The following is an 18,969-nucleotide window of genomic DNA, read 5'->3' as shown; positions in this document are numbered from 1 at the left end:
AAGACGCGGCGATGCCTCTCCTCCTCCCTGGCATCGCCGCAGCTTCGCCCAAGATCGACGCGGTCGGCCCTCCTCCTCCCTAGGCCGGGCGCGAGACGAAGAAGCGGTGGCGCCCTCCTCCTCCCGGCGTCACCGCTTTTTGCGTCCGAAGGGCGGGATAAAGGGCACTGTCGTGACGGGGCGACCCGCTCCGGGGTCAGTCGAGCCAGTCCACGACGAGGTCCGCGATTTCTTGAGGGGATTCCTCGTGGGCCAGATGGCCGACGCCGGGCACTGTCCTGACCCGGCAATCCGGGATGCGGGCCGCGGCTTGATCGGCCACACGCGGCGGCACCGCCTTGTCCTGCGCGCCCGTGATGAACATGCACTGCGCCCTGATCCGGTCGAGGCGGCCCAGCAAGGGATCGATTTGCCATTGGGCCATCATCTGCAAGGTTGCATCGACATGGTCGCGATCCGCAATCAGCCGCGCATAAAGATCGAGCCCTTCCTGATCGAGCCGTGATCCGGTGCTTTCGATCAGCCGACGCGCGCGGGACGGCCTCGGCCGTCCAAAGGAAAACAGGCTCGCGGTGAGGGGGTTCAGCGCAAGCAGTTTCGCCAGGGCCGGGAAAAGCCAGCCGGCGGTGCCCTCGAAATGCCCAAGTGCCGGATTCAGGCCGATGACACGGGACGGCGAGCGCCCCGCGTTGACCTGGATCTCGCTCAGCCTCAGGGCGATGGCCGCGCCTGCCGAGTGGCCGATCAAGGCCCTTGGCGCCCAGGAATTGGCCGTGCAAAGTGCCGCGATATCCTCGGCCATGGCGTCAAGCCCGCAGCGGCGCAGCGTGCCGGCGCGGGTGAAGCCCTGACCGGGCAGGTCCAGTGCGACGACATGAAAGCGCCCGGCCAGGATTGGCAGCAGGTCACGCCAGCTATGGGTCGATGCTCCCGCGCCATGCAACAGCAGAAGGGTGTCCCCCGTGCCGGACTCCTGCACATGCCACCGGTGCGGCCGCGTGGCGATGCGGCGCGACAGTGCGCTTTTGGGCCAGTCCGGCAGATCGCGCGCCCAATCCATGGATCAGGCACCCCCCAATGCGGTATCGATCGCCCCTGAAAGGCGCTGCGCGTCGGCTCTCGGCAGTGTGATGCAATCGACCGCCAGGTGCCCGGCGAGCGCGGCGGCCTCTCGCCCGGGCCGCGGTGCGGTGTCGATGACGCAGCCCTGGCGGGCCTGCCCACCCAGCAGGGCTGCGGTGCGTTCGGCGTCCCGGCGGGCGGTGTCACGGCCGCTGCTGCCATCAAGCGCGACATTCGCCCGGCCATCGGTCAGCAGGGCGAAGGCCGGGGTCAGGCCCCGGCGGCGCGCCTGTTCGCACAGCGCCGCGGCTTCTTGCAGCCCGGCGGCCAGCGGTGTGCCGCCACCGCCCGGCAGGGCGGCGAGGCGCCGCTTGGCTTGCACCAGCGACCGGGTCGGCGGCAAGAGCGTTTCCGCGCCAGTGCCGCGAAATGCAACCAGTGCAACATGGTCGCGCCGGGAATAGGCCTGCCCCAGCAGCAGTTCGACCGCGCCCTTGGCCTCGGCCAGCCGTGCCATGGCGGCCGAGCCCGAGGCGTCGACTATGAAGATCACCAGTCGGTCCGAGCGGTCCTCGTAGCGGCGCAGGCGGATGTCGGCGGGGTGGATCGTGATCCGGGTGCCCCCGCGTCCGGCACGCAGTCCCTGCCAGGGGGCGGCGGCGCGGAGGGTGGCGATCACGTCGATCCGGGCCCGGCCATCAGGATGACCGGGCCGCGCGGGCAGGGGGCGGCCATGCCGGTTGCCGCGCCGCCGCGCCCCTGCCCCGCCGCCCGAGAGCGCGCCGCGCGCCCTTGTCCTGGCCGCCACGCGGTCCAGCAGTCCGTCGGGCAACAATGCCGCGACCGCATCAATCAGCATCTCGTCGGGCAACTCGGCGCCGGGGTCGGTCACCGTACCGTCTTTTTCCTCCTCGGTGTCCGTGTCGGGCGTGTCCTCTTTGTCGCTGTCCTCCTCGGGGGCTTCGGGCCGCTGTGTTGCGCGTGCGGGGTAGACCAGTTCGGCGGCCTCGGTCACATGCGCTTCGGTGACAATCCCGGCCCCGTCCAGGGCGGCCAGAGCCCGCGCGGCGGCCAGCGCCAGGATCGGTGCGCGCAGGCTGTCGATCCCGAATTGCGCGGCCAGGACGGTCAGGGTGGCAAGGCTGGTCTCGGGCAGGGACAGGGAGGCCCGCCGCGCCCGCGCTGCGTCGATCTCGGCCGGGGCGGGCAGGGTGGCGGCGACCTGCGCCCAGTGCAGCCCGGACAGGTCAAGGTGGAAGGCGAGCCGGTCCAGAAGGCTGTCGGGCGCGGCTTCCTCGGGCTCGGCGCCTTCGTCCAGCATCACCAGCGCATGTCCTTTTCCCGCGTCCAGCAATTGTCCGAGCCGCGCGGCCAGCCCGGCCGAACATCGTTCGGCCATGGGCAGGATCAGCAGGCCGGGCGTCTCGGCCAGCCCGGGGTCGCGCACCATGCGCCCCTCGGCCAGCGAGGCGGCGATATTGAGCCCGCCGAAAAGCTGGGTGTCGCTGATCTCGGGGTGGATGCGACGTTGCGGGCCGGGCAGTTTTGCAAGCGCAGCCTCGGCGGTCTGGCGCACCGGCCCCGCGCGGGCACGCAGGGTCAGCCCGCCCAGGCCGCCCGGGTCGACCGCCAGCGCGGCCATGGCCCGCAGCGTGCGGGTCCAGGCCGGCGGTGCGCTCATCCCAGCACGTCCGAAACCGCGCGCGTCACGCGCGCCGCGGACCCGGCCTCGTCCAACGGATCCCGGCGCAGGCGGTGCCCGAGAGCCAGCGGCGCGATGGTGCGCAACTGGTCGCGGGTGATCGCGGCGGCCCCGTCATGCGCGGCCAGGGCCCGGGCCGCGCGCAGCAAGGTCAGCTCGCCGCGCAGCCCGTCGGTGCCAAGCGCCAGTGACAGGTTGGCGCAGTCGCGCAGGATGTCCTCGGGCGTGGCGACACCCGCCAGCGCGGCGCGGGCGGCGAGGATGCGATCGCGCAGGGCCGCATCCTCGGCCTGCCAGTGCGCCAGGAATGTATCTGTTTCGGTCTCGTAGGCGCTGCGGCGGCGGATCACCTCTACACGGTCCTCGATGGTGTCGGGCGAGGTGACCTCGACCGACAGGCCGAAGCGATCCAGAAGTTGGGGGCGCAGCTCGCCCTCCTCGGGGTTGCCCGAGCCGACCAGCACGAAGCGCGCGGCATGGCGGATCGACAGCCCCTCGCGTTCCACGGCGTTGACGCCCGATTGCGCCACGTCGAGCAGCAGGTCGACGATGTGATCCTCCAGAAGGTTGACCTCGTCGATATAAAGATAGCCGCGGTTCGCACGGGCGAGCAGGCCGGGCTCGAAGGCCTTTTCGCCCTGCGTCAGCGCGCGTTCGATGTCCAGCGCGCCGGTCACGCGGTCCTCTGTCACGCCCAGCGGCAGATCGACCACCGGGGTCGGGCGGTCGATCAGATCGGGGTCTCTGATGTCGGCCCAGTCAGGGCAATCTTCGAGGCGCTCCGAGTTCACCGGGCAACCGCGCACTGCCGTCACGGGGGGCAGAAGGGCGGCCAGCGCGCGCACCGCGGTGGACTTGCCGGTGCCGCGGTCGCCGAAGACCAGCACGCCGCCGATGCCGGGGTCGATGGCGGTCAGCACCATGGCCAGTTTCATCTGGTCCTGGCCGACGATGGCGGAAAAGGGAAAGGGGGTGGTCATGCGGAAAGGTCCAGTTTGTCCAGGGGGTGCGCGCCGTACCAGCTACCTTCGTCGCCGAGGACACGGAAGCGCGCGTAAAGCTCCTCGCGGAACCAGTCGCCCTCGCGCACGGCGCGCACGGCGCGGGCATGGGGGCCGTCGGCACGGGCGAAATCGGCCATGCTCTGCCGGTCGGGCCAGATCGAGAAGGTGACCTGGTGCAGCAGCGGCACCTCGCCGATGCCGATCTTGAAGGCAACGTTGCGGTCGGCACCGATCACCCGGCTGATGTCGGGAACGTGCCGCCAGAAACGCAGCGCCTTGGTCGGGCGCAGGCTGGCGCGGGTCAGGGCGGCCAGAGGTCCCTCGGGCACTGGCCCCTGCGGCGCGAAGGGGGCGACGCCCGACCATTCCCCGCGCGCCGAGACCGGTGCGAGAAAGACGGTCCAGGCCTCATCGGCGCGGGCGCGGTAGCGGCGGAAGATGCCCGCTTCGCGGGTGCGGGCACGAGCGGTGGCCTGGTCGGGCCAGGTGGCCAGGATCGCGTAGACCCCGGTATCGGGCCGGGGGGTGAACCCTTCGCCCGTGCCCGCGCCGCAGAGCTTCCAGAAGCCGAGGTCGGACACACGCGGCAGGGCGAGGCGGGCCAGTCCCATCATGCCAAAGGCCCAGAGGCGTGACAGCCCCGGGGCAAATCGGAAAAAGCTGATGGTGACGGTCTGTATGGCCCGGCTCCTGATCGTGATGCGGCCCGTGTGCCGTTCAATCTGACATGCCGGGCCGCCCGAAGAAAGAGGCATAATGACCGATTGTCAACTAAACTGGACATGTATAGGATTACGGTATGTTGACACGTCTCGATCCCGGCCTGGTTGAAAAGGCAGACACGGCCGTTGCGCCCCGCGCGGTCATTATCGGGGCGGGGCTTGGCGGCCTCGCCTCGGCCATGCGGCTGGGTGCCCGCGGGTATCGCGTCGTGGTGCTGGACAGGCTGGACGGGCCCGGCGGGCGCGGCTCGGCGATCTGGGAAGGTGGCCACAGGTTCGATCTCGGCCCCACCATCGTCACCGTGCCGCAGCTGTTTCGGGGGCTCTGGGCGGCCTGCGGGCGGAACTTCGACGCCGAGGTGGATTTGCGCGCCCTCGACCCATTCTACGAGATTCGCTGGCCCGATGGCAGCACGTTCACCGCGCGCCAGGGCGACGCGGCCATGCGCGCCGAGGTGGCGCGCCTGTCTCCGGCCGATCTGCCCGGCTACGACAAGTTCCTCAAGGACAGCGAACGGCGCTACTGGTTCGGCTTCGAGGATCTGGGTCGCCGGTCCATGCATCGCCTGCCGGACCTGCTGAAGGTCCTGCCGAAATTCGCCTGGCTGCGGGCCGACCGCTCGGTTCACGCCCATGCCGCGCGCCGGGTCAAGGACCCGCGCCTGCGCATGGCGCTGTCCTTTCACCCGCTCTTCATCGGTGGCGATCCGTTCCGTGTGACCTCGATGTATGCGCTGGTCAGCCACCTGGAAAAGGAATTCGGCGTCCACTACGCCATGGGCGGGGTGGCGGCCATCGCGGACGCCATGGTCAAGGTGATCGAGGACCAGGGCGGTCAGGTGATCCAGAACGCCGAGGTCGACGAGATCCTTCTGGATCGTGATCGGGGCAGGGATCGCGCGCGGGGGGTGCGCCTGACGACGAACGAGATCCTGACGGCGGATCTCGTCGTCTCGAACGCCGATGCGGGCCACACTTACGACCGCCTGCTGCGCAACCATCGCAAACGGCGCTGGACCCCGGCCAAGCTCAAGCGGTCGCGTTGGTCCATGGGTCTGTTCGTTTGGTATTTCGGCACGCGCGGCACCCGGGGCATGTGGCCCGAGGCGGGCCATCACACCATCCTGAACGGCCCCCGTTATAGCGGCTTGGTGCGCGACATCTTCCGCAAGGGGCGCCTGGCCGGGGACATGAGCCTTTACCTGCACCGCCCCACCGTGACCGACCCCAGTGCCGCGCCAGAGGGCGACGATACCTTCTACGTGCTCAGCCCCGTGCCCCACCTTGGGCATGATGACCCGGTGGACTGGGCCGCGCAGGCCGAACCCTATCGCGCCAAGGTGCAGGCGGTGCTCGAGGATCAGATCCTGCCGGGGCTGGGCGACCACCTGTCCGCCTCGCGCGTTTTCACCCCCGAGACTTTCCGCGATCGGTACCTCAGCCCGATGGGGTCGGGCTTTTCCATCGAGCCGCGCATCCTGCAAAGCGCATGGTTCAGGCCGCACAATGTCAGCGAAGAGGCCGAGGGGCTTTACCTGGTGGGCGCGGGCACCCATCCCGGCGCGGGGCTGCCCGGCGTGATCTCGAGCGCTGAGGTGCTCGATACCTTGGTCCCCGATCCCGTCCTCGCATCAAGCAAAGCGCCGTAACCATGATCGACCCGCGCGACCTGGCCCATTGCGAAGCGGCGATCCGCCACGGGTCGTGGTCCTTTCACGCGGCCTCGCGGCTGCTGCCCGCCAGTCTGCGCGACCCGGCGCTGGCGCTCTATGCCTTCTGCCGGCTGGCCGACGACGCCGTCGATCTGCAGCCCGAAAAGGCCGAGGCCGTGCTGCGCCTGCATGACCGGCTTGATCTGGTCTATGAGGGCCGTCCGCGCAACGCGCCCGCCGACCGCGCCTTTGCCGCCATCGTGGCCGATCACGACATGCCGCGCGCGTTGCCCGAAGCCCTGCTGGAGGGCCTGGCCTGGGATGCCATGGGCCATCGGCCCGCCACCCTGTCCGAGCTGCGCGCCTATTCGGCGCGGGTGGCCTCTGCGGTGGGGGCCATGATGTGCGTGCTCATGGGCGTGCGCGACCGCGATGCGCTGGCCCGGGCCTGTGACCTGGGCGTGGCGATGCAGCTGACCAACGTCGCCCGCGACGTGGGCGAGGATGCCCGCGAAGGCCGGCTCTACCTTCCGACCGCATGGATGGAAGAGGCCGGACTTGCCCCGGAAGCCTTTCTTGAGGCGCCGCACCCCTCGCCGGTGATCTCGGACCTTGTGCGCCGCCTGCTGGCCGAGGCCAATCGCCTTTACATCCGGTCCGAGGCCGGGATCGGCGCTTTGCCGCTGTCTTGCCGCCCGGGCATTTTCGCCGCGCGCTACATCTATGCCGGGATCGGCACCCAACTGCGCCGCGGGGGCTGCGACCCGGTCTTGGCGCGTGCGCGCACGGGCCGGGGCCGGAAACTGGGCTGGCTGGCGCTGTCCGGCCTGCGTGCCGCGACGAGCGCCGTCACGCCCACCTCGCCGGTGATCTTTGCCCGTCCCCTGCCCGAGACTGCCTTTCTTGTCGAGGCGGCCGCCGATCCCGCCGCCCCGACGCCGGATTGGAGCGAGTCGCTCTATGCCACAATGGCGCAACTCAAGACACGCGATGCCGCCCGCAGCGCGGCGTTGCAGGCCGACGGCGGGCAGGTTAAAGGCTACGCATGATCTGGCTTTATTTCGCGATCTTCCTGGCCGCCTGCCTGGCTGCGGGCAGCACCGGAGGTCTGTTCCCGCCCGGGCGCTGGTACGAGGACCTGGACAAGCCGCCCTGGACGCCGCCCAACTGGCTGTTCCCGGTTGCCTGGGTCACGCTTTACCTGTGCATGGCCACGGCCGGGGCACGTGCCGCTGTCAGCCCCGATAACGGGCTGGCCATGGCGCTGTGGTCGCTGCAGATCGCGCTCAACGGGCTGTGGACGCCGGTTTTCTTCGGGCTGGGCCGCATGCGGCTTGGGCTGTTCGTGCTTTGCGGCCTCTGGGGCGCCGTGGCCGCAGCCATGCTGGCGCTCTGGCAGGTGGATACACTGGCCGGGGTGTTGTTCTTGCCGTATCTCGCCTGGGTGTCGGTGGCCGGGGCGCTGAACTTCTCGGTGCTGCAGCGCAACCCCGAGGTCGCCAAAGCCGGTTAATCGAAGCGCCAGCCTGCGCGCCGGGGCACGCGGACCGCCAGCATGGGCTTGAGCAGTGGCGACCGGAAGCGCCGCAAGTTCAGCGTTTCATGCACCCCCGTGGTTTCCTCACCGTCGATGCGCGTGCGCACCGCGGCACGGGTGTAGAAGGGCGCGTCCAGCATGGATTGCACCTGCTGCGGCTTGTATCCGGTATCCGCGCGGGTTTCGCGGCGCATGGCCCAGAGGCTGCGCCGCAGCGGCGCCTTGGGCGGTGGCACGATGGCGCGGGCCGTTCCTGCCTCGTCGAAGTGGACGCCCACGCCCAGGTTCGTGCCGTCCATGCGGGTGGCATCGTAGAAACAGGTGCTGCCCGTGCCCACCGGGTAGCGCGCCCAAGTCCAGTGACTGAAATCCTGTTCCAGCGCCCGGGTGCCGAAATTGGCGTCGAAATAGCCGTGCCCGTCCCATTGCCAGCCCGGTGCGTCGAGGTCGACACGCACCCGGCTGGTCGGCGCGAAGGGCCGCCAGACATGCGCGCCGTCCGGTGTCAGCGGCAGTTCCACCTCCGTCATGGCCGAGGGCCGCAGCCGGATCGTGCCACGTACCCGGCCAACCAGCGGCAGCGCGCCGATCTCGTTGATCGAGATGACCAACTCCTCGCCCGTCCAGTGTAGCGACGAGGGGCCGACGGTGAACCGGTCGGTGCTCTGGCGCAGCGCGCTGCGGCCGCGATCGGTCATGGTGAATCGCCCGCCAGGGCCATAAGTGGCCACGTTGATGCAGACGTTGTTGTCGGGCGCGCGGCGGCCAGACCAGGCATACCAGGGCGAGAACACCGAGCCGATGAAGGCGATGACGCTTATCGATCGCCCGCAATTGTCGCTGATCCCGTCGATATACCACCAGGCATAGCCGTTTGGCGGGACGGCGAGGTCGAACATCGGTCTTGCATGATCGCCTCGGCCGCGTGCCGGGCGGAGAGCGTGGCCATCGGCACCCCGGCCCCCGGATGGGTGCCGCCCCCCGCCAGGTAGAGCCCCGGCACTGCCGTGCGCGCCGTCGGGCGCCGAAATGCCGCCGTCATGCCGTGCGGGCTCTGCCCGTAGAGGGACCCGGCCGTCGCCGGAAACAGGTGCTCGAACCCTGCCGGTGTCGTCAGGGTCTCGGCGCCCGGGGGCGGATCGAAGGTCAGCCCGAAGCGGGCCAACGTGGTGAACGTGCGTGTCCGGCATGTCTCGAACTCCGTTTCATTGGGGGCCCGTGTCAGCGGGGCGGCATTGGCGATGATCTCGAAGCGTTCGGGTGCAGGGATGCCGCCGGGCACACCGCGATCCTGCGCGCAAAGGTAGAGGGTCGGGTCGGGGACGGACCGCCCCTTGGCGATGGCGTCGAACTCCGGCTTGGCGGTATCGCGGAAAAACACGTTGTGATGGGCCAAGTCGGGGCCGGTCGGCGTGGCGGCAAATGCCCAGACCTCGGCCGAGAGGCTGCGCGGCGCGCGTCGGGTCTGGGGGGCGACGACCGCGGTGGCAGTGCCGAACTGGCCGTTGGCCAGGGCGCGCGGATCGCCGTTGAACAGCACCGTGTCGGCCCGGTGTTTGGTCCCATCAGCAAGGCGAACACCTGCCGCGCGGCCATTTTCCACGAGGATTTCAGCAACATGCGCGTTATAGTAAAAGCGCGCGCCATGGCCGCGGGCCAGACCCTCGATGGCCCTGGCCAGACGGTGCATGCCACCCTGAACCACCCAGACGCCGGCTGCCTCGGCCTGCCAGATCAGCGCCAGCAAAGCGGGCACCCGGTCAGGCGTGCCGCCCACATAAGTCGCGTAGCGACCGAAAAGCTGTGCCAGCCGCGGGTCGTCGAATTGTCGCGCCAGGCTGCGGGCGAGGCTGGACAGGGGTGCCATGTCGGGGATCAGCCACGGTCGCCGGGCCACGTGGCCCGCCAGCCCGGCTGGCCTTGGCGCGGGGGCCTGCATCATCGGCCCGTCGAACCCGTCGAACAGGCGGCGTGCCCGGCCGGAAAAACGCCGGAACTGTTCTGCCGCGCAGGGGCCCGCGAAATCGGCTATGGCGGCGGCGCTGGCCGCAGGATCATCGAAGAGGTCCAGCCGGCTACCGTCAGGCCAGAAGTGCCGCGCCAGCAAAGACTGCCGGATCAGCGTGACATGGTCCTCCAGCCGCGTGCCCAGGTCCCGGAAAAGCGACTCGAAGACCGGGCGCAGGGTCAGAACCGTGGGGCCGGCATCCACCGGCCCGGCGGTCGAGGGCAGACAGCGCATCCGCCCACCGGGGCCCGGGTGCCGTTCGAGGACGTGCACGTCCAAGCCCGCTGCGGCCAATCGGGCTGCGCCGGCCAAACCGGCGATGCCGGCACCGACCACGAGCGCGCGGTGGGCCTGGGGTGACTTGCGGGCTGTCATGCCAAGAGTGTTGACTCGCTGGCCGAAAGTGTCCAGTTTAATTTACAGATTATATGTCGCGCTGAGCGGTCATACGGCAGATGCAGGAGGGCGCGATGCCACAATCCCACCGGATCGAAGCCGCGCTGGACAGGGCGCTTGGCTGCGCGCGGGGCGGGACGGCGCCGCCGCGCCTGTCCGCGGCGCTGGACTATGCCATCAAGCCCGGGGGCGCGCGCATCCGCCCGACGATCCTCGTTTCAGTGGCCCGCGCCTGTGGGGATGATACGCCCGCGCTGACCGATGCCGCCGCCGCCGCGGTGGAGCTGATTCACTGCGCCAGCCTCGTTCACGACGACCTGCCCTGCTTCGATGATGCCGACATGCGGCGGGGCAAGCCCTCGGTCCATCGCGCCCATTCCGAACCGCTGGCGGTGCTGACCGGCGACAGCCTGATCATGCTGGCCTTCGAGGTGTTGGCCCGAACCGGCGCTGCGCAGGGGGTTGATGCGCGGGCGGCTCAGCTGGTGCTGGCCTTGGCCCGGCGCAGCGGGATGCCGGGCGGCATCTGCGCGGGACAGGGCTGGGAAAGTGAACCGCAGGTCGACCTGCACGCCTATCACATGTCCAAGACCGCAGCTCTGTTCATCGCGGCCACCGAGATGGGTGCGATCGCCGCCGGCCATGACCCCGATGCCTGGCAAGACCTGGGCGCCCTGATCGGCGAGGCTTTTCAGGTGGCCGACGACTTGCGCGACGCGGTTCTCGACGAGGGGACCCTTGGCAAACCCGCCGGACAGGATGACCTGCACGGGCGGCCGAATGCCGTCGCGCAACTGGGTATCTCCGGGGCGCGGGACCGGTTGTCGGATACCCTGGCGGGGGCGATCGCCTCGATCCCGTCTTGCCCGGGCGAGGCCGCTCTGGCCGAGATGGTGCGCCAACAGTCGGAGGCCATCATGCCGGTTCTGCCCACGCGGTATTCGGCCTGAGGCCGGTGCGCGCGCTGGGCCGGTTGCCGTGGCCGGGGGGCACGCAGATGCCCCGCCGGGGCTGGTTTGCCCGCCTGGTGGCCCGGCCCGAGGCGCAGGCCTTTTGGGGCCGACTGCCCGTCGGGGCGGCCCTCGCGCGTCGCGATGGATCCGAGATCTTCGAAATTCTTCAAGGCTTTGTCGCCTCGCAGGTCTTGCTCGCGCTGGTCGAGCTGGATCTGCTTGACGCGCTCTTGCCGGGGCCGGAGGCGCCCGAGGCGCTTGCCCGTCCCCGCGACATCGCCCCGGATCGCATGACGGCGCTTCTGCAGGCCGGCGCGGCGCTGGGCCTGCTTCGGCGCCAACGCGACGGGCGCTACGGGCTGGCCCGCCGGGGTGCGGCGATCCTTGGCGTTCCGGGCCTGACGGACATGATCCGCCACGACGTGGCTTTTTACCGTGACATGGCCGATCCGGTCGCTGTCCTGCGCGAAACCGGCGAGACGCGCCTGTCGAAATTCTGGCCCTACGTGCTGGGTGATGCCGGCGAAGTGCCCGCTGCCGAGGCCGCGCGTTATTCCGACCTGATGGCGCGCTCGCAGGTGCTTGTGGCCGAGGATACCCTGCGCAGCGTTTCGCTGCGCGGGGTGACGCGCCTGATGGATATCGGTGGGGGCTCGGGCGTGTTCCTGGGCGCTGCGCTGGGCCGGTATCGCGGGTTGCAGGGCGCGCTGCTGGATCTGCCCGGGGTCATCCCGCAAGCCGAATCACGACTGGGGCGCGAGGTGTGCGCCGGGCGGGTCGCTCTGCATGGCGGTTCCTTCCGCGCAGGGCCGCTGCCGCGCGGGGCGGATGCGATTTCACTCATCCGGGTGCTTTACGATCACGATGACGCCACGGTGGCCGACCTGCTGGCCCGTGTGCACGCTGCGCTGCCGCCGGGCGGGCGGCTGATCGTGTCGGAACCCATGGCGGGGGAAGACCGGCCGGACCGGGCCGGTGACCTCTATTTCGCCTTTTACACCATGGCCATGGGGACGGGGCGTGCCCGGTCGCCAGCGCGCGTCGTCGCATTGTGCCGCGCCGCCGGTTTCGGGCCGGTGCGCGTCCACCGGGCGCGTCGGCCCTACGTCACGCGCGTTGTGACGGGCGTCAAGGCGCGGTGACAGGCGCTGCATGGATTGCTGCCCCAGAATGTAAACAAAGATTGACACAATGGGTTGTTTGGCTAGACTTACATTCAGGCGCTTGTGCCAAATTCCGCCGAATCCATCGGCAGCCGGCGCCGCGACAGACAGGAGGCAATCATGCAAACCCGTGCTGTCTATCTGAACGGTCCACGCGATCTTCATTTGGACACCCTCGCGCTCAAGGCGCCGGGGGCCGGTGATGTGGTTGTCGATATCGCCCATTCGGGCATCTCCACCGGCACCGAGAAACTGTTCTGGTCCGGCGAAATGCCCCCCTTTCCCGGCATGGGGTATCCGCTGGTTCCCGGATACGAGGCAGCCGGCGAGGTGGTCGAGGCTGCCCCGGACACCGGCTTCAAGCCGGGCGATACCGTCTTCGTGCCCGGTGCGGATTGCTTCGCCGATGCTTATGGCTTGTTCGGCGGGGCCGCCGGGCGGCTGGTCACGCCCGCTGCCCGGATCACCCGTATCGATGCGGGCCTGGGTGCCGAGGGCGCACTTCTGGCGCTGGCGGCGACCGCGCGCCATGCCATGGCGGGGCTGGACAAGACCGTGCCCGACCTGATCGTCGGCCACGGCGTGCTGGGTCGTCTTCTGGCGCGGCTGACCATCGCCGCCGGGGCGCCCGCGCCGACGGTCTGGGAGACAATGCCGGCCCGTTGTGACGGCGCCGTGGGCTATCAGGTGATGGCCCCTGAGGACGACCCGCGCCGTGACTATCGCGCGATCTACGATGCCTCGGGCAACGCGGAGATCCTCAATGACCTGATCGGGCGCATCGCGCGCGGCGGCGAAGTGGTGCTGGCGGGCTTCTACCCGCAGGCGCTGTCCTTCGCCTTTCCGCCTGCCTTCATGAAAGAGGCACGCCTGCGCGTCGCCGCCGAATGGACCCCTGCCGACATGCAAGCCACCGCGGCGCTGGTCGACAGCGGCGCGCTTTCCCTGGGCGGGCTGATCTCGCACCGGGCGGACGCGGCTCGGGCCGACACGGCCTACCGCACCGCCTTCGAGGACCCCGCTTGTCTGAAAATGATGCTCAACTGGAAGGACACAGCGTGAAGGACGACGTGCCCAATCTCAAGGATTTCGACCAGCGCCTGCGCGACGAAGCGCATGAAGACCTGGCCGATGTCATCAACGACGGCGAGCCGACCCAGAAAACCCAGATCATCGCGATCTACGGCAAGGGCGGCATCGGCAAATCGTTCACCCTGGCCAACCTCAGCCACATGATGGCCGAACAGGGCAAGCGCGTGCTGCTGATCGGCTGCGACCCGAAATCGGACACCACCTCGCTGCTGTTCGGCGGCAAGGCCTGCCCGACAATCATCGAGACATCGACCAAGAAGAACCTGGCCGGCGAACAGGTCGAGATCGGCGACGTGTGCTTCAAGCGCGGCGGGGTCTTCGCGATGGAGCTGGGCGGGCCCGAAGTGGGCCGCGGCTGCGGCGGGCGCGGCATCATCCACGGGTTCGAACTTCTGGAGAAACTGGGGTTCCACGACTGGGACTTCGACTACGTCCTGCTGGATTTCCTTGGCGACGTGGTCTGCGGCGGCTTCGGCCTGCCCATCGCGCGGGACATGGCGCAGAAGGTGATCCTGGTCGCATCGAACGATTTGCAGTCGCTTTACGTGGCCAACAATGTCTGCTCGGCGGTGGAATACTTCCGAAAGCTGGGCGGCAATGTCGGGGTCGCGGGCCTCGTGGTCAACAAGGACGATCATTCTGGCGAGGCGCAGGCCTTTGCCGAGGCCGTGAATATCCCCATTCTGGCCTCGATCCCGCAGGACGATGACCTGCGCAAAAAATCCGCCAATTACCAGATCGTCGGCACCGACGAGAGCCAGTGGGGCAGCCTGTTCGCCGGGCTGGCCGAGCAGGTCTCGGACGCGCCGCCTGTGCGCCCCGCGCCCTTGGACCAGGATGGCCTGCTGGATCTTTTCGACGGATCGGACACCGGCGCCGGCGTGACGCTGGAGCCGGCCACAGATGAAGACATGCGCGGCAAGTTCGCCGAAGTGAAACCCTCGCTCGAAGTCGTTTACGACGACGCCTGAAGGATCTCATGACTGACGAAGTCACATATGACACCGCCCACGAGGCCGACGTGATCAAGGGCAAGCGCACCGAAGCGGGCACCCCCGCGCCGGAAGGTGTGAGCGACCCCGAGATGGGCTGCCACTCGGGCGCCGAGATGGACAAGGCCGCACGCATGGCCGGGCAGTCGGAGATCCTCGACCGCTACGCCGAGGATTATCCCCAAGGCCCGCATGACAAGCCGCAATCCATGTGCCCCGCCTTCGGGTCCTTGCGTGTGGGCCTGCGGATGAAGCGGGTCGCGACCGTCCTGTCCGGGTCGGCTTGCTGTGTCTACGGTTTGAGTTTCGTGTCGCATTTCTACGGCGCGCGCCGCTCGGTGGGCTACGTGCCCTTCAATTCGGAAACGTTGGTCACCGGCAAGCTGTTCGAGGACATCCGCGACAGCGTGCACGACCTGGCCGACCCCGACCGGGTGGATGCCATTGTCGTCACCAACCTCTGCGTGCCCACGGCCAGCGGTGTGCCGCTGCGGCTGCTGCCTGACGAGATCAACGGCGTGCGCATCGTGGGCATCGACGTTCCGGGCTTCGGCATCCCGACCCACGCCGAGGCCAAGGACGTGCTGGCCGGGGCGATGCTCAATTACGCACGACAAGAGGTCGAGGCCGGCCCCGTCGCCGCGCCCGAAAGCGGCGTGTCGGACCGGCCCACCGTGACCCTGCTGGGCGAAATGTTCCCCGCCGACCCGGTGGTGATCGGCCAAATGCTGGCGCCCATGGGCCTGGCCGCCGGTCCGGTCGTGCCCTGCCGCGAATGGCGCGAGCTTTACGCCGCGCTGGACTGTGGCGCCGTGGCCGCGATCCATCCCTTCTATACCGCTGCCGTGCGCGAATTTCAGGCCGCGGGCCGCCCCGTCGTGGGCAGCGCCCCCGTGGGCCATGACGGCACCAGGGCCTGGCTTCAGGAGATCGGCACTGCCATGGGCGTGGACCCTGCGAAGATCGCCGAGGCGCAGGACGCCGTCCTGCCCGGCATCAAGGCGGCCCTGGCCGCGGCGCCCGTCGAGGGCACCATCACGCTGTCGGGATACGAGGGCAGCGAACTTCTGGTCGCGCGGCTGCTGATCGAAAGCGGCGCGGTTGTGCCCTATGTCGGCACGGCCTGTGCGAAGTCGCCCTGGTCGGAGGCCGATGCCGATTGGCTGCGCGCCCGCGGCGTGACCGTTAAATTCCGCGCCTCGCTGGAAGATGACTGTGCCGCCATGGAGGGCCTTGCGCCCGACCTTGCCATCGGCACGACGCCGGTCGTGCAGAAGGCCAAGGAGCTGGGGATCCCCGGGCTCTACTTCACCAACCTGATCTCGGCGCGGCCGCTGATGGGGCCGGCGGGGGCGGGCAGCCTGGCCGAGGTCGTAAATGCCGCCATCGCCGGCAAGGCCCGCATGGACCACATGCGCGACTTCTTCGAGGGCGTGGGCACGGGCGACACCGCCGGTGTCTGGGAAGGCGCACCGAACGTGCGAGAGGACTATCGGGCGCTGAACCTCAAGAAGCTTGAAAAGCAAAAGCGCGCCGCCAAGGCGCAGGAGATGATCTGATGCTGATCCAGGACCACGATCGCGCGGGCGGCTACTGGGGGGCGGTCTATGCCTTCTGCGCCGTCAAGGGCCTTCAGGTGGTCATTGACGGCCCCGTGGGCTGCGAGAACCTGCCGGTCACATCCGTTCTGCACTACACCGACGCGCTGCCGCCGCACGAACTGCCCATCGTCGTCACCGGCCTGGGCGAGGAGGAGTTGGGCCGCGAGGGCACCGAGGGCGCGATGAAACGCGCCTGGGGCACGCTGGACCCTGCGCTGCCGGCGGTGGTCGTAACGGGCTCCATCGCCGAGATGATCGGCGGCGGCGTCACCCCGCAGGGCACCAACCTGCAACGCTTCCTGCCGCGCACCATCGACGAGGACCAGTGGCAGGCCGCAGACCGCGCCATGACCTGGCTTTTCACCGAGTTCGGCATGACCAAGGGACGGATGCCCAAGGAACGCAAGCGCGAGGAGGGCATGGCGCCCCGCGTCAATATCCTTGGCCCGATGTATGGCACCTTCAACATGCCCAGTGATCTGGCCGAGATCCGCCGCCTGGTCGAAGGCATCGGCGCCGAGGTCAACATGGTGATGCCCCTGGGCGCACACCTGGCCGAGATGCGCGACCTGGTGAACGCCGACGTGAACATTTGCATGTATCGTGAGTTTGGCCGGGGTCTGGCCGAGGTTCTGGACAAGCCCTACCTGCAGGCGCCCATCGGTGTCGAGTCGACGACCCTTTTCCTGCGCAAGCTGGGCGAGTTGCTGGGGCTTGATCCGGAACCATTCATCGAGACCGAGAAGCACGCGACGCTGAAACCCGTCTGGGACCTGTGGCGCTCGGTCACGCAGGATTTCTTTGCCACTGCGAATTTCGGGATCGTCGCGAGCGAGACCTATGCCCGCGGCATCCGCCATTTCCTCGAAGGCGACCTGGGCCTGCCCTGTGCCTTTGCCGTGGCGCGCTGCGCGGGCACCAAGACCAACAATGACGAGGTCCGCGCCCTGATCGCGCAGAAACGCCCGCTGATCCTGATGGGGTCGATCAACGAAAAAATCTACCTGGCCGAGACCGGCGGCGGGCACGGGCCGAAACCGGCCTTCATCCCGGCCTCGTTTCCCGGTGCCGCGATCCGGCGCGCCACGGGCACACCGATGATGGGTTACGCAGGGGCAACCTACCTGTTGCAGGAGGTCTGCAACGGCCTCTTCGATGCGCTGTTTCACATCCTGCCGCTGGGGTCCGAGATGGATTCCGGAGCGGCCACGCCGACCCCCCTGCGCCGGGATTTCCCCTGGGATGCCGACGCCAGCCGCGAGCTTGATCGCATCGTCGCGGGCCATCCCGTGCTGACGCGCATTTCCGCGGCCAAGTCCCTGCGCGACGCCGCCGAGGACAGGGCCCTGCGCCAGGGCCAGGACCGAGTGGTGCTGGAAACCGTTGAATCGCTTTCGCCCGATACGGGCGCCACGTCTCTCAAGGAGGACTGACCCATGACCGACATCTCTTCGCATGTTCCGCCGCGCGCCCGCTGTGGCCGCCCCCGGAGCGCCGAGTTCCATGTCTATTTCACGCTGATTTTCGTCTGTGCGCTGCCTTTCGGCACCATGCGCTGGGCGCGTGATGTCGCCCGCTACCACAGCCTGAACCTGCGCGGCCCGCTGGCGCGCGCCTGGGCCGAAGCGGATCGCATGACGCCTTTCATATTCTCGGCCTGATCCCTTCGGGGACCGGTGATCCGGGACGCGACCTGCCTGTCCCTCGAGGGGGGCGGACAGAAACCTGAGGGACCGTGAAGGCCCCGAAGGCACCCGGCCGCGGGGTACGCGGCGTCAGCATAACATTCCGGAGGAAAGTTCATGGCTGATAAATCCGACCTGTCCTTCACAGGTCTCACTGACGAGCAGGCCCAGGAACTGCATTCGGTGTATATGAGCGGCCTTTGGCTGTTCGCACTGATTGCAGTGGTCGCGCATATCGCGACCTTCATCTGGTTCCCCTGGTTCTGAGGAAGGGTTGATAAATGGCAAAGTTCTACAAGATCTGGCTCATCTTTGACCCCCGCCGCGTTTTCGTGGCGCAGGGCGTCTTCCTGTTCCTGCTCGCGGCGATGATCCACCTCGTGCTTCTGAGCACCGACGGTTTCAACTGGTTTGAAATCGCGGCCGAGAAGTACGGGCGGTGATCGCCTGGCACGACTGATGTCGCGGGCGGGTATGCCCGCCCGCGGCCACCATCAAGATTTCTTCGGTCCGTCGCGGCAATTGCCGGCAGACCATAAAACGCGGAGACGACGAAAATGGCCTTGCTCAGTTTCGAGAGAAAATACCGGGTCCGCGGGGGGACGCTGATCGGCGGCGATCTGTTCGACTTCTGGGTCGGACCCTTCTATGTCGGCTTCTTCGGGGTCACGACGGCCTTTTTCGCCCTGCTTGGAACCATCCTGATCTTCTGGGGGGCCTCGCAGCAGGGCACCTTCAACCCGTGGCTCATCAACATCGCGCCACCCGACCTGAGCTATGGTCTGGGCATGGCGCCACTTATGGACGGCGGACTCTGGCAGATCATCACGATCTGTGCGCTGGGCGCCTTCATCAGTTGGGCGCTGCGAGAGGTCGAGATCTGCCGCAAGCTGGGCATGGGCTATCACGTGCCCGTCGCCTTCAGCTTCGCGATCTTCGCCTATGCCACGCTGGTCGTCTTCCGCCCGCTGCTGATGGGCGCCTGGGGCCACGGCTTTCCATATGGCATTTTCAGCCATCTCGACTGGGTGTCGAACACTGGCTACGCCTACCTGCATTTCCACTACAACCCTGCGCACATGCTGGCGGTGACCTTCTTTTTCACCACCACGTTGGCGCTGGCGCTGCACGGCGGGCTGATCCTCTCGGCGGCCAACCCCGAGAAGGGCGAAGAGATGAAGACGCCGGATCACGAGGACACCTTCTTTCGCGATTTCATCGGCTATTCCGTGGGCACCCTGGGCATTCACCGCGTCGGGCTTCTGCTGGCGCTGAATGCCGGGTTCTGGTCCGCGATCTGCATCATCATAAGCGGCCCGGTCTGGACCAAGGGCTGGCCCGAATGGTGGAACTGGTGGCTCGAGGCGCCGATCTGGCCCTCTCAGGTGGGGATGTAAATC

Annotated in this window: 19 protein-coding genes; 13 read left to right on the top strand and 6 right to left on the bottom strand. The window is 68.4% G+C overall.

Annotated elements, in window-relative coordinates; all coding sequences use genetic code 11:
* Positions 1 to 196: 196 nt before the first annotated feature.
* Genes bchO through crtA form a run of 4 tightly spaced genes read right to left on the bottom strand, consistent with a single transcriptional unit; the run spans position 197 to position 4,448 of the window.
* Positions 197 to 1,060, bottom strand: coding sequence for an alpha/beta fold hydrolase BchO (gene bchO / locus VJ897_RS06965; RefSeq protein ID WP_324054514.1), 864 nt, complete (start codon positions 1,058 to 1,060; stop codon positions 197 to 199).
* A gap of 3 nt (positions 1,061 to 1,063) precedes the next feature.
* A complete protein-coding gene (locus VJ897_RS06960) occupies positions 1,064 to 2,743 on the bottom strand; it encodes a magnesium chelatase subunit D (RefSeq protein WP_324054512.1) in 1,680 nt (559 codons plus the stop codon).
* Positions 2,740 to 3,744 (bottom strand): magnesium chelatase ATPase subunit I, encoded by a 1,005-nt coding sequence (bchI, locus tag VJ897_RS06955; protein WP_324054510.1) that lies wholly within the window; start codon positions 3,742 to 3,744, stop codon positions 2,740 to 2,742. The genes VJ897_RS06960 and bchI overlap by 4 nt, the downstream gene beginning before the upstream one ends.
* Positions 3,741 to 4,448, bottom strand: a complete 708-nt coding sequence (gene crtA, locus VJ897_RS06950) for a spheroidene monooxygenase (protein WP_414706695.1) — start codon at positions 4,446 to 4,448, stop codon at positions 3,741 to 3,743. The genes bchI and crtA overlap by 4 nt, the downstream gene beginning before the upstream one ends.
* A 119-nt stretch (positions 4,449 to 4,567) precedes the next feature.
* On the opposite strand from crtA, the gene VJ897_RS06945 reads away from it, so the two are divergent.
* Genes VJ897_RS06945 through tspO form a run of 3 tightly spaced genes read left to right on the top strand, consistent with a single transcriptional unit; the run spans position 4,568 to position 7,655 of the window.
* The gene (locus tag VJ897_RS06945; RefSeq protein ID WP_324054508.1) at positions 4,568 to 6,139 is read left to right on the top strand and encodes a phytoene desaturase; all 1,572 of its coding nucleotides are present in this window, start codon (positions 4,568 to 4,570) and stop codon (positions 6,137 to 6,139) included.
* 2 nt (positions 6,140 to 6,141) lie between these two features.
* Positions 6,142 to 7,191 carry a 15-cis-phytoene synthase gene (gene crtB, locus VJ897_RS06940; protein WP_324054506.1) on the top strand — a complete coding sequence of 350 codons (1,050 nt, stop codon included), beginning with the start codon at positions 6,142 to 6,144 and terminating at the stop codon, positions 7,189 to 7,191.
* Positions 7,188 to 7,655: a tryptophan-rich sensory protein TspO gene (gene tspO, locus VJ897_RS06935; RefSeq protein WP_324054504.1), complete on the top strand. Its 468-nt coding sequence runs from the start codon at positions 7,188 to 7,190 to the stop codon at positions 7,653 to 7,655. Before crtB ends, tspO begins: the two co-directional genes overlap by 4 nt.
* Here the strand turns inward: tspO and crtC are convergent.
* Positions 7,652 to 8,578, bottom strand: coding sequence for a carotenoid 1,2-hydratase (gene crtC, locus VJ897_RS06930; protein WP_324054502.1), 927 nt, complete (start codon positions 8,576 to 8,578; stop codon positions 7,652 to 7,654). The genes tspO and crtC overlap by 4 nt on opposite strands.
* Positions 8,497 to 10,062: a 1-hydroxycarotenoid 3,4-desaturase CrtD gene (gene crtD / locus VJ897_RS06925; RefSeq protein WP_324054500.1), complete on the bottom strand. Its 1,566-nt coding sequence runs from the start codon at positions 10,060 to 10,062 to the stop codon at positions 8,497 to 8,499. The genes crtC and crtD overlap by 82 nt, the downstream gene beginning before the upstream one ends.
* Positions 10,063 to 10,157: 95 nt before the next feature.
* Here crtD and VJ897_RS06920 point away from each other — a divergent pair, with 95 nt between their 5' ends.
* The 10 genes from VJ897_RS06920 to pufL all read left to right on the top strand — a co-directional run bounded on the left by VJ897_RS06920 (position 10,158) and on the right by pufL (position 18,966).
* Complete coding sequence (locus VJ897_RS06920; protein WP_324054498.1) at positions 10,158 to 11,033, top strand: polyprenyl synthetase family protein; 876 nt, start codon at positions 10,158 to 10,160, stop codon at positions 11,031 to 11,033.
* A 47-nt stretch (positions 11,034 to 11,080) separates the two neighbouring features.
* Complete coding sequence (locus tag VJ897_RS06915) at positions 11,081 to 12,178, top strand: methyltransferase (RefSeq protein WP_324054496.1); 1,098 nt, start codon at positions 11,081 to 11,083, stop codon at positions 12,176 to 12,178.
* Positions 12,179 to 12,319: 141 nt separating this feature from the next.
* Positions 12,320 to 13,261: a chlorophyll synthesis pathway protein BchC gene (gene bchC, locus VJ897_RS06910; protein ID WP_324054494.1), complete on the top strand. Its 942-nt coding sequence runs from the start codon at positions 12,320 to 12,322 to the stop codon at positions 13,259 to 13,261.
* Positions 13,258 to 14,262 carry a chlorophyllide a reductase iron protein subunit X gene (locus VJ897_RS06905; RefSeq protein ID WP_324054492.1) on the top strand — a complete coding sequence of 335 codons (1,005 nt, stop codon included), beginning with the start codon at positions 13,258 to 13,260 and terminating at the stop codon, positions 14,260 to 14,262. Before bchC ends, VJ897_RS06905 begins: the two co-directional genes overlap by 4 nt.
* An 8-nt stretch (positions 14,263 to 14,270) precedes the next feature.
* Positions 14,271 to 15,842 carry a chlorophyllide a reductase subunit Y gene (gene bchY / locus VJ897_RS06900; protein WP_324054490.1) on the top strand — a complete coding sequence of 524 codons (1,572 nt, stop codon included), beginning with the start codon at positions 14,271 to 14,273 and terminating at the stop codon, positions 15,840 to 15,842.
* Positions 15,842 to 17,317: a chlorophyllide a reductase subunit Z gene (gene bchZ, locus VJ897_RS06895; protein ID WP_324054488.1), complete on the top strand. Its 1,476-nt coding sequence runs from the start codon at positions 15,842 to 15,844 to the stop codon at positions 17,315 to 17,317. The genes bchY and bchZ overlap by 1 nt, the downstream gene beginning before the upstream one ends.
* Positions 17,318 to 17,320: 3 nt before the next feature.
* Positions 17,321 to 17,545 (top strand): cytochrome PufQ, encoded by a 225-nt coding sequence (pufQ, locus tag VJ897_RS06890; RefSeq protein ID WP_324054486.1) that lies wholly within the window; start codon positions 17,321 to 17,323, stop codon positions 17,543 to 17,545.
* 141 nt (positions 17,546 to 17,686) lie between these two features.
* On the top strand, positions 17,687 to 17,836 hold the full coding sequence (gene pufB / locus VJ897_RS06885; protein ID WP_007814244.1) for a light-harvesting antenna LH1, beta subunit: 150 nt from the start codon (positions 17,687 to 17,689) through the stop codon (positions 17,834 to 17,836).
* Positions 17,837 to 17,850: 14 nt separating this feature from the next.
* Positions 17,851 to 18,012, top strand: coding sequence for a light-harvesting antenna LH1, alpha subunit (pufA, locus tag VJ897_RS06880; RefSeq protein ID WP_084860649.1), 162 nt, complete (start codon positions 17,851 to 17,853; stop codon positions 18,010 to 18,012).
* 114 nt (positions 18,013 to 18,126) lie between these two features.
* On the top strand, positions 18,127 to 18,966 hold the full coding sequence (pufL, locus tag VJ897_RS06875) for a photosynthetic reaction center subunit L (protein WP_324054482.1): 840 nt from the start codon (positions 18,127 to 18,129) through the stop codon (positions 18,964 to 18,966).
* Positions 18,967 to 18,969 lie beyond the last annotated feature (3 nt).

The organism is Salibaculum sp., from assembly GCF_035270045.1.
Classification (GTDB): domain Bacteria; phylum Pseudomonadota; class Alphaproteobacteria; order Rhodobacterales; family Rhodobacteraceae; genus Salibaculum.
This window is presented reverse-complemented; position numbering and strand designations above follow the sequence as displayed.